Below are 14,986 nucleotides of genomic sequence, written 5' to 3' on the forward strand. Positions count from 1 at the left end.
TTTAACGATGTAAACCTTTTCTCATTATACCAGATAAATCGCTTACTTTTACGTTAATTATTTCAGTGGTAGCCGTAATAGTTGATAGTTATTTCTTCCTATTTAATAGTAAAATAGGCTCCATAGGTTTAGTTGGCGTATCAGATATGATAAATGTATCGTCATTTGTTTAATATCTGATTGTTCAACAAGCGGATCTTTTGGTTTGATGGAGGAAAAATGAATAGATTAGAACGAAAAAAAATAATACAAGTGATTTTAGGGACAAGTATGATTGCATTAGCGATCACATTATTGATCACTGCACATAAAGGCGCAGATACGATCAGTGTTTTTTTATTAGGTATGTTGACGTTGATTGATATTCCCTTTTGGGTAGCTAGTTTGTTGTTTAATGCAGTAGTGTTAGGAATCGTTGCTATCTTCAATCGAAAAGAATTAGGGATCGGTAGTTTAATCAATGGTTTTGGATTGGGATTACTGATTGGACAGATTGAACCATGGCTAAATAAACTTTCAGTTAACATGACTGGCTATTCAATCATGGCAGTTCTTTTAGCTCCTATTTTATTTGGGGTTGGAGCGGGATTATATGTTTCTTCAAATAAAGGATCTGCCGCACTAGAAGCACTGACTCAATTGCTTTATAAATTTACGGGATTCAGTTTAACTTTTATTCGGATCGGTTTAGATGCACTAATGGTCGTTGTAGGCGTATTATTAGGTGCCCCTATTGGTATCGGAACACTTCTATGTGTACTAGCGATTGGACCAATCTTTGGATTAACACTAAAGCAATTGAATAGAGTTTAAACGTGTGAAGCAATTCTGTGCAAATCGAACATCATATTTATATGTATTACATAGAAAGAGTCGGATTGATATCCAGACTCTTTTTTGTTTTGTTTACTAATGATTCAGTTTAATGAAAAAAATAAAGAGAAAGTTTATTTTTGTTCAAAAAGTTGAACGATAACAAAATAAAAAAACAAAAAACAGCATTATTATTGTGCCGATTTTCTCTGAAAGTCCATCAGACAGCTGAATAAAGTGATTAAAAAAACGGATACATATTAAATAAGGTAAGACTTTTAAGAAGTAATTAGACCAATATTTTAGTTTATTTCGGATTTGACGATACAAAACACAAAAAGATAAACAAAAAACAGATGTTAAAATTTTTTATACTCAAGCTATAGAAAAGAGGTGAAAACGAATGAATCATTTACCTATCAATACAGGTGATACAGCATTTATGATTTTATGTACCGCAATGGTTTGCTTGATGACTCCTGGCTTGGCATTTTTTTATGGCGGGTTGGCACGGAAAAATAACATCACAACTATTATGGCACAGTCGTTTCTTTCAGTAGGAATAACAACTTTGATGTGGATATTTGGTGGTTTTGGATTAGCTTTCGGTAGAGATATCGGTGGACTAATTGGTAATCCAGCTGACTTTTTTTTAATGAAGCATGTCTCTAACGCACCTAATTTATTACATGGAGCAACGATTCCTTTTTTGATGTTCTTTTTATATCAATTGATGTTCATCGTAATCACCGTTCCATTGATGACGGGGGCCTTTGCTGGAAGATTGAATCTTAAAGGTTATGTTTTGCTTTTGATTTTTTGGAATCTTCTGATTTATTTCCCTGTTTGTCACTGGATATGGGGAGGCGGATTTTTAGCACAATTAGGCTTCCGAGATTTTGCTGGTGGTGCTGTCATCCATACGACTGCAGGGTTCGGCTCGCTGGCATGTATTTTGACACTTGGACAAAGAAAGATTCCTGCTTCTGAACGATCAGGACATAGTAGTTTGATGGCAGCAGCTATTGGAACAGGTCTTCTTTGGTTTGGCTGGTTTGGATTTAATGCTGGAGGGGCACTCCGAGCAGATTACCAAGCGGTCAATGCTTTTGGTTCAACTTTTGTTGCGTTGGCATTTGCGATGATGACGTGGTTGATCTTAGCGAAAATCAGAGGGAATGGTTTTGATTTTGTCGACATTTTAACTGGTTCTGTCGCTGGACTTGCAACAGTTACACCGTGTGCAGGCTATATTAATCCAAGAAGTGCCATCATCATCGGAATCATTGCCGGAATTGTTTGTCAGTATGCTGTTGCATTTCGTAAGAAGAAAAATTGGGATGATGCACTTGATGTATGGGGTGTACATGGCATGGGTGGTTTTACTGGAACCATCTTAATTGGGCTTTTTGCTACAAATGCTCATTTGCTCTCTGATTCACACAGCTGGTTCCTATTAGGTGTTCAAATCATCGGTGTTTGTCTAGTTGCCTTATACGCTTATGCGCTCACAGCAGGTATCTTAAAGAGCATCATGTGTCTAACGATCATCACGACGACGAAAGAAGAACAAGAAGAAGGATTAGATTTCACGTTTTTTGAAAATAAATAAATTAAATATAGTAGAAAAGAGGAAGTTTCATGCAAGAAAGCAAAGCGAAAATTCCTGCGAAGAAATTAACATTTTTTGGCTTTTTAGCCATGACGATCTCAATGGTTGTTTCACTTTATGAGTACCCAACATTTGCGACATCGGGCTTTAGTTTGGTTTTCTTCCTGTTGTTAGGCGGTTTGTTATGGTTTATTCCGGTAGCATTATGCGCGGCTGAAATGGCAACCGTAAAAGGCTGGGAAAAAGGCGGTGTCTACACTTGGGTAAGTCGCACGCTAGGTAAAAGATTTGGATTTGCTGCCATCTTTTTCCAATGGTTTGAAATCACAGTTGGTTACTTAACGATGCTGTATTTCCTGACAGGAGCATTATCTTATGCAACAGGAATCTCTGCGATTCAAACTAATAAGTTTTTGAAATTAGCGATTCTTTTAATTATTTTTTGGGCTATTTTATTGTCTCAATTAAGAGGGACAAAATATACTTCATTGATTGCTCGGATCGGTTTTATTGCAGGGATCTTGTTACCAGCACTAGTTCTATTCGGATTGGGTATTCACTATGTGCTTCTGGCGCCCCCTTACAAACGACACTATCAATGAAAACATTGATACCTGATTTCTCAAAATTACCAACATTAGTCGTTTTTGTTTCATTTATTTTAGCGTATATGGGGGTAGAAACCTCTGCTAGTCATGCAAATGAAATGGAAAATCCTAAAAAGAATTATCCACTAGCGATGTTCGTATTAGTTATATTAGCGATTATTTTGGATACTTTTGGTGGATTGACAGTGGCAACAACTGTTCCTCAACAAGGATTATCACTCAATACAGGGGTTATTCAATCTCTTGAATTTTTATTGCGACATATTGATCCTAGTCTTGCTTGGATTGCAAAAATTCTTGCTATCTTAGTGTGCTTAGGGGTTATTGGAGAAATTGCATCATGGGTCACATCACCATCTAAAGCCTTGCATGTGGCTGCCGAAGAAGGTTTATTACCCTCACATTTTGCGAAAGAAAATGCTTATGGTGTACCGGCAAACTTAATGATTGCTAATGGGATCGTTGCATCCATTTGGGCAACTGTCTTTACATTAAGTGGTGGCGGAAATAATTTATCCTTCCTTGCAGCTATGTCACTAACAGTAGTTATCTATTTGATGCTGTATTTTATGTTTTTTATTGGCTATTTAAAATTAGTTTACAAAGATGATTCATTAGAACGGGCTTATCAAGTGCCAGGTGGAAAAGTTGTCAAAACCATTGTCGCTTGTTTAGGATTATTGACTTCACTATTTGCCTTTTGTATTTCTTTTGTACCACCTTCAAGTATTGCTGCAGGACAACATGGAATCTATGAAACGATTTTAGTCATTTCATATCTCATTGTTGCAGTTATTCCTTTTACGATTTATGCATGTCGTCATAAATTTCAACATGCAAATAATAAATAAAATTGAAAGCTGGTCATTAAAATGGATGTCAAAGAATTAGAACAATTGATTGGGAAAAATTTCCACTACTATCAAACAGGACATGTAGCAGATTATATCCCAGCGCTTGCGCAAGTAAATCCGGAACAATTAGGAATGGCAATTTATGATTTGAAGAAAAATCAATTAATCGAAGCGGGTGATTCGCAAGTTCGTTTTGCGATTGAAAGCATGTCAAAAGTACCTGTATTATTATTAGCCATCCAAGATAATGGCATCGATAAAGTCTTTCAAACGATCAATACAGAACCAACAGGTTTTGCTTTTAACTCGATTTTGAATATGGAACTCAATCATCGTCATCATCCAATGAATCCATTTGTGAATGCTGGTGCGATTGCAACCACTTCTTTGATTGCCGGAAAAGACCCAGAGGACAAATTCAATCGTATTTTAGCTTTTATGAAAGAAATTTGTGATGATCCTCAAATTACATTGAACGAAGAAATCTATCATTCTGAATCAAGAACTGGGGATATTAATCGCTCATTGGCTTATTACATGAAAGGTAATCAAATGATCGACGGAGATGTATCGGAAATCCTCGATGTGTATTTTAAACAATGTTCAGTAAATGTGACTGCTAAAGGGATTGCAAAGTTAGGCGCTGTATTAGCGAATAAAGGTATTGCTCCTTGGAGTGGACAACAAATCATTACAGAAGAAAGCGCAACGATTGTCAAATCAATTATGACAACTGCAGGATTGTACGATGAATCAGGGGAATTTTCTGTTCATGTCGGTGTTCCAGCTAAAAGTGGTGTCGGTGGGGGCCTAATGGTAGCTGTTCCTAATTATTATGGCATGGGTGTTTTCAGCCCGGCATTAGATGCTTTTGGTAATAGCGCAGCTGGAATCCAACTCTTAAAAGATGTTGTCGAAAAACTCGATGTTGATATTTTTGACTAAAATTAGCGAGAAAGTATTAAGCAGAATGATGAAAGACAGATCCCTCCTTAGTTGAATCTTTTTTACTCGATCAAAAAAATATTTCACTGTCATTTATTTATAGTTGATGATTGGTTTGTTCGGGCTGGGAAGAAGCTTTTTCCCAGCTCAGACTTTTTTATTTTGTTTTTGTAAACGCTTTCCTTTTGAGGAAATAAAAAAAATGGGTTTTAAGTAATATGTTTAAATAAGTATATATATAAATTAGAGGAGCGTAAAAGGCATGTTGGAAAATTACATTGAGCGGAATATTTCGAGAAAAGTCTATCTTTGCGAGCAGTTATTTGAATTTCAAGAAATAGATATCGAATATGCAGCTAAAATGTTGGGTGTGACAATGCCCACGGTGTTACATGATCTTGAAAATATTACCGAATGTTTAGAATATTGTATCGAAGACAGCAAGCGAGAAAAGCATATCTATAGGGTAGCATTTAAACATGGCATTGAATTATCAGAGTTAACACAGTTCTTATATGGACAATCGTATTTTTTAAAATTTTTAAGTTATTATTTTAGAGGGCAATTCACTAGTACGGAATTATCAGATCTTGAGTTTATCTCTTTAAGTAAAGTTTATACGATCAAAAAGACAGTCTTAGATTTCTTTAAAGCTAATTCCTATTTAAAAAATAAACAAATTGTCATTCCTGAATTTGACGTGCGAAATCTTTTACTTTCCTTAGTAAGATACATTAATTGGGAAGGGTATGAAAATAAAAATCATCAAGTAATGGATGCTTGTTATCAATTGATTGATTTTGTCGAAACACATTTTTTCAAACGAAGATATTCTGAGGAAGAAAGATTTTTGATTGTTCGAGGAATTGAAATAGCGATTGGACGTAAAGAATACCCTCTTTATTTTGATGAAGAAGATAAAAAGTCAGCTGAAGAAAAGCCTTTATTTCATATTGTTAGCCAAGGGTTAGCTGAACAAAAAGAACATTTAGATATACAAGAAGACGTGTATTATATTTTTTCGTTATTTAACACACGGAATTATACGAACGAAAATATGGAATTATTGAAAAAAGATTTTGAAGTTGTTTATACCAATCTCATTGAAAACACACCTTGTCTCCATGATCTAATCGAAAAAATTGTAACTAGAATTGACAAAAATTGTAAAAATGATTTTATTTTAAAAAAATCATTTTTACAGTTTATTTGTACGATCTGGGCAGATGGTCAAGTATTTCTCCCTGATCAAATCTATTTATTAAATACTGCAGAAAAAAAACTGTATGAGGATATCATAGTTATTCTCAATGATTGGAAAGAAGCATACTATCCAAAAGTAAGATGGAATCACAACTTGATCAGAAAATTTGTTAAAAGTATGACCTTGATTACAGACGAAAAAGAAGAACAACCTAATGAAATTTTCATTGTGGCTCCTAGTGTTGTAAAGCAAATTTTTTATCGTGAACTACTCATGTCCGAAATGAATGAATATACTGAACTGAATCCAATGATTTATCATTCGTTAGAAGAATTACCAGATGAATGCCTGTATTTTACGCAAAGAATCGTGTATTGTGATTACACTGTATATCAATGTGGATTTGACACTGAAAACACGAGAGTTATACCAATTTCTTTAAATAGGAAATATGAGCAGCTTAATTCTGCATGGCCGATTGTTTCAAATAAAAAGCACTTATAAATAGCAAGAATCAAATAGCAATAATCGAAGGTGGGCGTTCAAGAAGGAAGTGAATTCTTGAACGTCACTTTTCTATTTATGAAAAACAGCCTCGCTAATTGTTTAGCCCCATCCGTGTATTGTTTTTTGCAAATTTTCAACTTGTATTGGTTGTCAAAAAAAGAGAAACATGTCTTACTAGTAATGAGAGCAACGTACAGAGGAGGAACGACAATGACGATCTTAGCAGCCATTGATTCATTTAAAGGAAGTGCCTCATCGTTTGAATTAAATCAAGCAGCTTTGAACGGCTGGTTTTCAAAAAAAGGAGAAAAAATCAATCGCCCGATTGCTGATGGAGGAGAAGGAACAGCAGAGGCGATCTATCATGCTTTAGGTGGTCAATGGCGGGTAATCGAAGGGGTAGATCTGCTTTTTCGAAAAGTAAGTTGCAGATATTTACTCACAGTTTATGCGGGGAAACGCCTGGCAGTGATTGAATCAACTGAAGTAATCGGTCTTGATTTATTAAAGGAGCCAACTGATCAAACGATTCGATCAGCTTCTAGCTTTGGCTTGGGAGAACTTTTGAAAGATGCTTTGACACAAGAGGTTGATCAGGTGATTGTCACATTAGGTGGGAGTGGCTGTTCAGATGGTGGCTTAGGTCTGTTGCAGTCGCTAGGAGCCAAGTTAGTTGGGGCTACAGAGGGAAATCCACTGCTGACGACGAAACGAATCGAGTGGGGCAAAAGCCGTGAAAAATTCAAAAAGGTTCAATTGCTAGTTGCTGCTGATGTGACAAGTTTTTACAGTGGCCCACAAGGAGCAGTTCAAATTTACGGTAAGCAAAAAGGTGGTACAAAAACAACTTTAGCATTTCTTGACAAACAGGCAACGAATTTAACCGAACAGATAAAACAAACGACTAATATTGATTTAAATGCTGTTTCTGGAAGTGGGGCTGCTGGTGGAATCGGTGGAGCGTTATTGCTTGTCGGGGGTAAAATGGTTTCTGGTTTTTCACTTGTTGCTCAACTGATCGGTTTAGAAGAAGCCATCAAACAAGCAGATCTCGTGATCACAGGTGAGGGACGAATCGATCAGCAGACGATCAATGGGAAAGTACCATATGGTGTAGCTAAACTGGCAAAGAAACATGGAAAAAAAGTTATTGCGTTATGTGGCAGTCGCGAAAAAAATCTTGGACGATTAGATGAATTTCTGCCAAGTGTTTTTAGTATCCAGCTAGGACCGATTGAATTGAAAAAAGCCTTAGATCGTCAAGAAACCCTCGAAAAAGTAGCGATTATGACACATAATCTCAGCCGATTAGTGGAAGATGATTTATCTTAGTTGACAGTTTAAAAATAATTATGTTAACCTAATGACAAATAAAGCGAAGTGAGGGATCTTGCCATTGAAAAACTAAGTCAATGATTGAAAGCTGCATTAAGGCTATTTTATTAATGAGAAAAGTGCATAAATTACATTAATCACGATGTTTGAGTGAAGAGAAACGGTCTAACGATTGCCCGTTGAAGCTTGTTCATGCAGAATTTAATGTGAAAAACACTTACTCAATAAAAAATAGCAGGCAGATTTTCAGAATTGGCGAGTTTTCATTGGTGGGGTCTCTTTTTGTATCCCTTCTTTGGCGACCAGTTCTGAAAATAGGACTGGTCTTTTTTATAGGAGGATATAAATGTCGAAGATAGAAATTAAAAATTTAACTTTTGGTTATGACAATCAAGTGCTACCCTTATTTGATCAAGCTACATTGAATTTTGATACCACTTGGAAATTAGGATTGATCGGTCGGAATGGACGTGGAAAAACGACATTATTGAACATTTTACAAGATAAACTACCTTATCAAGGACAGATTATCCATCAGCAAGAATTTAACTATTTCCCTCAAGAAATTGGAGAAGAAGCACAATTTACTTATGATGCGTTGAATGAGATAGCTGATGTCGAACTTTGGGAAATCGAAAGAGAACTACAATTAATGGAAACTGACCCAGAGATTTTGTGGCGACCATTTCACACACTGTCTGGTGGTGAAAAAACAAAAGTACTCTTAGCGCTGCTTTTTGTTGATGATCAGCATTTTCCTTTGATCGATGAGCCGACGAATCATTTGGATTTAGTCGGAAGAAAACAAGTAGCTAATTACTTGCAGAAAAAAAATCAAGGATTTATCGTGATCAGCCATGATCGCGGATTTATCGATGAAGTGGTCGATCATGTATTAGCCATTGAAAAAAGCCAATTAGAACTGTATCAGGGGAATTTTTCAGTATATGAAGAGCAAAAGCAGTTAAAAAATGAGTTTGAGATTGCCCAAAATGAAAAAATCAAAAAAGAAGTCACGCGCTTGAAGAAAACTGCAGCAGAAAAAGCAGAGTGGTCCCGATCTCGTGAGGGAGATAAGACGAAAAAAAGCGTTGGGTTTATCGATACCGAAAATCGTAGAGTGAATCGTGGTGCAATTGGTGCGGATGCCGCTCGAACGATGAAACGCTCGAAAGCAATCGTGAATCGGATGGAAACGCAAATCGGGGAAAAAGAAAAATTATTGAAGGATATCGAATATGTAGAGCCTTTGACAATGAATGTCAAAAAAACACATCATAAACGATTGCTGACTGTGGAGAATTTACAACTGGGGTATCAACAGCTGCTTTTTTCGCCCGTTAATTTTACGATTGACCAAAACGAATGTGTGGCGTTGACAGGGGCAAACGGTATAGGGAAATCTACGATCATCCATTATCTTTTAGACGATTTTGATGGAATAACTGCAGGTACGATCCATAAGCCTAATCAACTAACGATCAGTTACGTGCGTCAGAATTATGAAGATAATCGCGGTACGCTCAGTGAATTTGCAGAAAAGCAAAAAGTTGATTATCAAACATTTTTAAATAATCTCCGCAAGTTAGGGATGGAAAGAGAAGTCTTTCATAACCGAATTGAACAGATGAGTATGGGGCAACGCAAAAAAGTTGAACTAGCCAAGTCGCTTTCTCAAGAAGCGGAATTATATATTTGGGATGAACCGTTGAACTATTTAGATGTCTTCAATCAAGTCCAGTTGGAGCAACTGATTTTATCGTTTAAACCTGCAATGTTGGTTGTGGATCATGACCAAGTCTTCTTAAATAAAATAGCTGATCGACTCATTTCACTCAAATAACTCATTGTCATCAATAAGTAGTGAAACTTGTTTTGCTCATTGGTTATGTTACAATCGAGCCAGAACAAACAAAGGAGCGTTGAATAATGTTATATGTAACTAGACATGGCGAGACAACTTGGAATGCAGCAGAACGGGTCTGCGGGAGAGCGGATGCCCCGTTAACAGAAAAAGGGCAAAAACAAGCGGAGAAATTGGCTGAAAAAGTTTCAGAATTACAAATCCCAGTCACGAAGATTATCCATTCCCCTTTACAACGTGCAAAAGATACAGCGCAAGCCGTTGCCGATAAACTTCACTTGCCAATGGAAGTAGATGAACGATTAATCGAAATGGATTTTGGGGAATACGACGGGATGCCAAGTCATGAAACAATCTTTCAAGAAGCACGACAAGAATTTGCGGTGCGTTTTCCAAATGGTGAATCAGTGTTAGATGTTTATGCTCGAGTTCTTCCATTTATCGAAGAATGTCTTGCTGATGAAGAGAATGTCTACCTATTAGTTTGTCATAATGCGTTGATTCGTATCATGAACGCTTATTTCCATCCTATGCCAAATGAGACATTCTTTGATTTTTTTGTTGAAAATACGGAATTAGTTACTTTTCCTAGTAAACATGAGCTGAACACTATAAAGTCTTAACTCATTTTTGGCGGGTAGCAGCGGAGTCAAACATTCGTATCATGAATCCAAAAAATAGTTGATTTCTGAAAACGATAAGCGGAAGAATCCAAAAATAGTTTTTGCTATTTTTGTCATTCTTCCGTTTATTTACGTGGTTTTTTGTCAATAAGGACTGATGAGTTGTATAAAATCAAATAGAGGTCAGAATGAACCAATGATTGATGCGTATTTTTGTTCTGTCATTCAGCGCATGAAACACTTTTTAGTCGGTGTGTCGTTCTTTCTTTAGTTATATAATTAGCCATTAATCTTTGAAATCGCCTATCATTATCAATCAACGAAAACGCCTTTAGAAATAAAATTAATTTATTTTTATAAAAATGTTGAAATTTTATTTCACAAGAGGTATACTCTGTTCATAGAAATGAATACGGATACATCGCGTAAGGGGGAGACAGATGTTTGGTTTTTCGATCTTTATGAATGAAGCTTTAACGATAGAAAAAAAAGCTTATATCCAAAAGATGGCAAAGAATGGGTTTGATGGGATATTTACTTCTATGCATATTCCTGAAGATGATGCTAGTTTATATAAAAAACGGTTAACAGAACTAGGCGAATGTGCCAAAGAAAATCAATTGGATCTAATGGTAGATATTTCTGGAGACGCTTTAAAGCATGCTGGGTTTTCGATGGCAGATTTAGAGCCATTAAAAAAGATTGGCGTTACTGGGTTACGAATGGATTATCATCTTTCAAATGAACAAATTGCGAATTGGAGCCATCAAATCAAAATCAGTTTAAACGCCAGCACGATCACTTCACAAGATGTCACAGAATTACAAGTCGCTAATGCAGATTTTTCTCAACTTGAAGCATGGCATAATTACTATCCGCGTCCCGAAACTGGATTAGATCGGAAATGGTATCAAGAAAAAAATCATTGGCTAAAAGAACAAGGCTTTACAATCCAAGGTTTTGTGGCAGGCGACGAAGCCTTACGTGGTCCGTTATATCAAGGTTTACCTACATTAGAAAGTCATCGACATGTCCATCCTTTAGCTGCTGCGCTAGATTTGATGTCATGCGATACAGATTTGATTTATATCGGTGATGGCGGACTTTCAGAAGAAGTTCAAGAACAATTTGCCATGTATCAAAGAGAACAAACAATTTTACTACATGCTGAAGTAATTGATGCCCAGTTTTACGAGTATATTTTAGGAAACCATATGAATCGGCAAGATGAGGCAAGAGATGTTATCCGCAGTGCGGATGCACGGTTTAGAAACATCCCTCAAATTCCTCCTCGTGATACGAAAGAACGAGCAAAAGGAACGATTACTTTAGATAATGAACGATATCTTCGTTACATGGGGGAGATTCAAATAACTAAAAAGGATTTACCAGCAGATGAAAAAGTGAATCGGGTCGCTCAAATAAGCGAAGCCGAGTTACCGCTACTTGAGCAAATCCGTGCAGGGGTAAATTTTAAAATAATTAGAAGAGAAGGAAAAACAAATGAAGCAAATTAATTTAGAAAATCTAACAACAGAGCGACGAAATCAACAAACATTTGGACTTGATGAAATGAGTGTTACCCAAGCAGTTCAGCTAATGAACCAAGAAGATCATAAAGTAGCCGAAGCCGTTTCAAAAGAATTGGCTAGCATCGAACCAGTGATCCAACAGACGATTAAATCTTTCCAACAAGGTGGTCGATTGATCTACATGGGTGCCGGTACAAGTGGCCGTTTAGGTGTGCTAGATGCTGCAGAGTGTGTACCAACATTTGGTGTAGAACCTGAGATGGTCATTGGCTTGATTGCTGGTGGTGAAGCAGCCATGACAGTTGCGGTTGAAGGAGCAGAAGACTCTTTAGAGTTAGGGAAAGAAGATTTAGTAAACTTAGGATTAACTGAAAATGATATGGTCATCGGGATTGCCGCAAGTGGTCGTACACCGTATGTGATTGGCGGTTTAGATTATGCTCGTACAATCGGTGCGACTACTGCTACAATTTCTTGTAATAAAAATGCTGAAATCAGTCAACATGCCGATTATCCGATCGAAGTTGATGCAGGACCTGAGTTTCTAACCGGTTCAACTCGCCTAAAATCTGGTACAGCACAAAAATTGATTTTGAATATGATCTCAACAATTAGTATGATCGGGATTGGCAAAGTGTTCAATAACTTGATGGTCGATGTGAAACCGACCAACGAAAAATTGATTGAGCGTTCAAAACGAATCATTATGCAAGCAACAGAGGTTGACTATCAAACCGCTGAGAAGTATTTTAATGAAGCAGATAAAAATGTGAAATTAGCGATCGTGATGATTTTAACCAATAGTGATAAAGCGACAGCAGAAGAAAAATTAGTTGAAGCAAACGGCTTTGTAAAAGGAACCTTATGAGGGGGAAGAACCAATGGCTAAAAATGAATTGACTTTAGAAGAATTAGCAACGCGGATCTATGCTGGTGTAGGCGGAATGGGCAATGTCGAAAGCATTGTCCACTGCATGACCCGTGTTCGAATGAAGATCATTAATGATGAGCTTGTCGATGTTGCAAAATTGAAAGCGATACCTGGTGTATTAGGCGTTGTTGAGGACGAACAACTGCAAGTGATCATCGGTCCTGGTAAAGTGAACAAAGTAGCACAAACGATGGTAGATCAAGCAGGTGTAAAATTAGGAGAACAGATTTCTTCAGGAAATAGAGCTTCTGATAAGTCGTCAGCCTCAGGAAAAGATTTGGTAAATGAGAGAGCGCAAGCGATGAAAGCTGCTCAAAAAAATAAACAAAAACCATCAAAAATCAAATCAATCTTGAAAGATATTTCGAACATTTTCGTCCCTATGATTCCAGCATTTGTCGGTACTGGGATCGTGGCAGGGATTGCTGCGGTACTAGCAAACTTAGTGACAGCGGGTACATTAGATGCAGCAACTTGGCAACAATACATTGATATCATGAACATTCTAAAAAATGGTATGTTCAGTTTCTTAGTGATTTATACAGGGATCAATGCAGCTCAAGTTTTTGGTGCAACACCAACTCTTGGTGGTGTTATCGGTGCGGTAGTCTTATTAACAGGCATGAATCCAGAAGCGCCACTTAAAAACTTATTCACTGGTGAAGCATTAGCTGCAGGTCAAGGTGGGATTTTAGGAGTTATTTTTGCTGTCTGGTTATTAGCAATCGTTGAAAAGAAATTGCATAAAGTTGTACCAGATTCCATTGATATTATTGTTACCCCTACATTATCATTGATTGCTATTGGCTTAGTCGAAATTTTCTTCATCATGCCACTCGCTGGTTTCATCTCAGATGGAATGGTTGGCGGAATCAACTGGGTATTAGGTGTAGGTGGTGCCTTTTCAGGATTTGTCTTGGGGACACTATTCTTACCGATGGTTATGTTCGGATTGCATCAAATCTTAACACCGATCCATGTCCAAATGATTGATGAAACAGGAAAAACACTATTATTACCTATTTTGGCGATGGCTGGTGCCGGACAAGTCGGAGCAGCATTAGCATTGTGGGTTCGTTGTAAAAAAGATAAAGAATTGACTGAAATGATCAAAGGTGCGTTACCCGTAGGAATCTTAGGAATCGGTGAACCATTGATCTACGGTGTGACACTGCCGTTAGGACGTCCGTTCATTACCGCTTGTATCGGTGGTGGTATTGGTGGTGCTGTTGTTGGGATGATTGGAAATGTAGGTGCTATTGCGATCGGGCCTTCTGGTGCTGCTTTGATCCCATTGATTTCAGATGGAAAATGGTTAGGGTATGTCTTAGGGTTACTCGCTGCTTACGCAGGTGGTTTCCTAGCAACATTCTTCTTTGGTATTCCTAAAGAGCAATTGGAGAAAGAAGAATTAGCTGAAGAAACAACAACTGAAATGACACCAATGACGGAAAATACAGGAGCAGTCAGCACAAGTGAAATTTCATTAGCTGCTGTAGCTGATGGAGTAGTTAAGTCACTTGAAAAGGCAAGTGATCCCGTATTTGCTCAAAAAATGATGGGAGAAGGTTACTTTGTTGAGCCAATCAATGGTCAGATCTATTCACCAGTAAGTGGAACGATCAGTTCAGTGTTCCCCACTAAACACGCGATTGGCATCACAACCGCTAACGGATTAGAAGTGTTACTCCATATGGGAATCAATACAGTTGACCTTGGTGGTGCACCATTTGAGGTGAAGGTAACAGAAGGTCAGCTGGTGACACCCGATACACTTGTTGCTCAAGTCGATTTAGCAGCAATCAAAGCTGCCGGTAAAGAAACTTCGATGATGGTTTTAATTACCAATATGGAGAAAGTAAAAAATTTCGTTTTAGAAAAAACAGGTGAGACAAAAGCCAAAGCGAAGGTCATGACTGTTGAAGCTACAAAAAATTGAACGAAGTAAAAACAGATAAAGAATAAAGAAAATTCGAGCCTGGGACCAAGTGCGGTCTCAGGCTCTTTTCTATGATTAATAAGAGGGAAAAATAATTGTAAGAGAAACAGTTTGATTCATTTAAGACGATAAATCACTGGTGAACCAAGCTAAAAGTTCAATTGGAGAAATTAGAAGAAATACACGAAGACAAAGTGGCTAGAATAGTAAAATAAGCCC

At 37.2% G+C, this 14,986-nt stretch carries 10 protein-coding genes and 1 pseudogene; all 11 read left to right on the forward strand.

Features of this window, described 5'->3' with window-relative positions:
- Positions 1 to 219: 219 nt before the first annotated feature.
- The 11 genes and pseudogenes from IGL28_RS02890 (at position 220) to IGL28_RS02940 (ending at position 14,767) form a co-directional block, all read left to right on the forward strand.
- On the forward strand, positions 220 to 813 hold the full coding sequence (locus IGL28_RS02890; RefSeq protein ID WP_010719897.1) for a YczE/YyaS/YitT family protein: 594 nt from the start codon (positions 220 to 222) through the stop codon (positions 811 to 813).
- A gap of 403 nt (positions 814 to 1,216) precedes the next feature.
- Positions 1,217 to 2,425 carry an ammonium transporter gene (locus tag IGL28_RS02895; protein ID WP_010738323.1) on the forward strand — a complete coding sequence of 403 codons (1,209 nt, stop codon included), beginning with the start codon at positions 1,217 to 1,219 and terminating at the stop codon, positions 2,423 to 2,425.
- A 29-nt stretch (positions 2,426 to 2,454) separates the two neighbouring features.
- Positions 2,455 to 3,884, forward strand: a pseudogene (locus IGL28_RS02900) (amino acid permease).
- 21 nt (positions 3,885 to 3,905) lie between these two features.
- Positions 3,906 to 4,832 carry a glutaminase A gene (glsA, locus tag IGL28_RS02905; RefSeq protein ID WP_010738321.1) on the forward strand — a complete coding sequence of 309 codons (927 nt, stop codon included), beginning with the start codon at positions 3,906 to 3,908 and terminating at the stop codon, positions 4,830 to 4,832.
- Positions 4,833 to 5,094: 262 nt separating this feature from the next.
- The gene (locus IGL28_RS02910) at positions 5,095 to 6,540 is read left to right on the forward strand and encodes a hypothetical protein (protein WP_081127836.1); all 1,446 of its coding nucleotides are present in this window, start codon (positions 5,095 to 5,097) and stop codon (positions 6,538 to 6,540) included.
- 213 nt (positions 6,541 to 6,753) lie between these two features.
- Positions 6,754 to 7,875, forward strand: coding sequence for a glycerate kinase family protein (locus IGL28_RS02915; RefSeq protein WP_081127838.1), 1,122 nt, complete (start codon positions 6,754 to 6,756; stop codon positions 7,873 to 7,875).
- Positions 7,876 to 8,224: 349 nt separating this feature from the next.
- Positions 8,225 to 9,721: an Lsa family ABC-F type ribosomal protection protein gene (locus tag IGL28_RS02920; RefSeq protein WP_034699765.1), complete on the forward strand. Its 1,497-nt coding sequence runs from the start codon at positions 8,225 to 8,227 to the stop codon at positions 9,719 to 9,721.
- Positions 9,722 to 9,807: 86 nt separating this feature from the next.
- Positions 9,808 to 10,365 (forward strand): histidine phosphatase family protein, encoded by a 558-nt coding sequence (locus IGL28_RS02925; protein ID WP_438843886.1) that lies wholly within the window; start codon positions 9,808 to 9,810, stop codon positions 10,363 to 10,365.
- A gap of 440 nt (positions 10,366 to 10,805) precedes the next feature.
- Positions 10,806 to 11,882 carry a DUF871 domain-containing protein gene (locus tag IGL28_RS02930; RefSeq protein ID WP_081127842.1) on the forward strand — a complete coding sequence of 359 codons (1,077 nt, stop codon included), beginning with the start codon at positions 10,806 to 10,808 and terminating at the stop codon, positions 11,880 to 11,882.
- On the forward strand, positions 11,869 to 12,765 hold the full coding sequence (gene murQ / locus IGL28_RS02935) for an N-acetylmuramic acid 6-phosphate etherase (protein ID WP_010738315.1): 897 nt from the start codon (positions 11,869 to 11,871) through the stop codon (positions 12,763 to 12,765). Before IGL28_RS02930 ends, murQ begins: the two co-directional genes overlap by 14 nt.
- A gap of 13 nt (positions 12,766 to 12,778) precedes the next feature.
- On the forward strand, positions 12,779 to 14,767 hold the full coding sequence (locus tag IGL28_RS02940; RefSeq protein WP_081127844.1) for a glucose PTS transporter subunit IIA: 1,989 nt from the start codon (positions 12,779 to 12,781) through the stop codon (positions 14,765 to 14,767).
- The last annotated feature ends 219 nt before the right edge of the window (positions 14,768 to 14,986 follow it).

The sequence above is a fragment of the Enterococcus sp. AZ077 genome (genome assembly GCF_051714965.1).
GTDB classification, from domain to species: domain Bacteria; phylum Bacillota; class Bacilli; order Lactobacillales; family Enterococcaceae; genus Enterococcus_B; species Enterococcus_B hirae.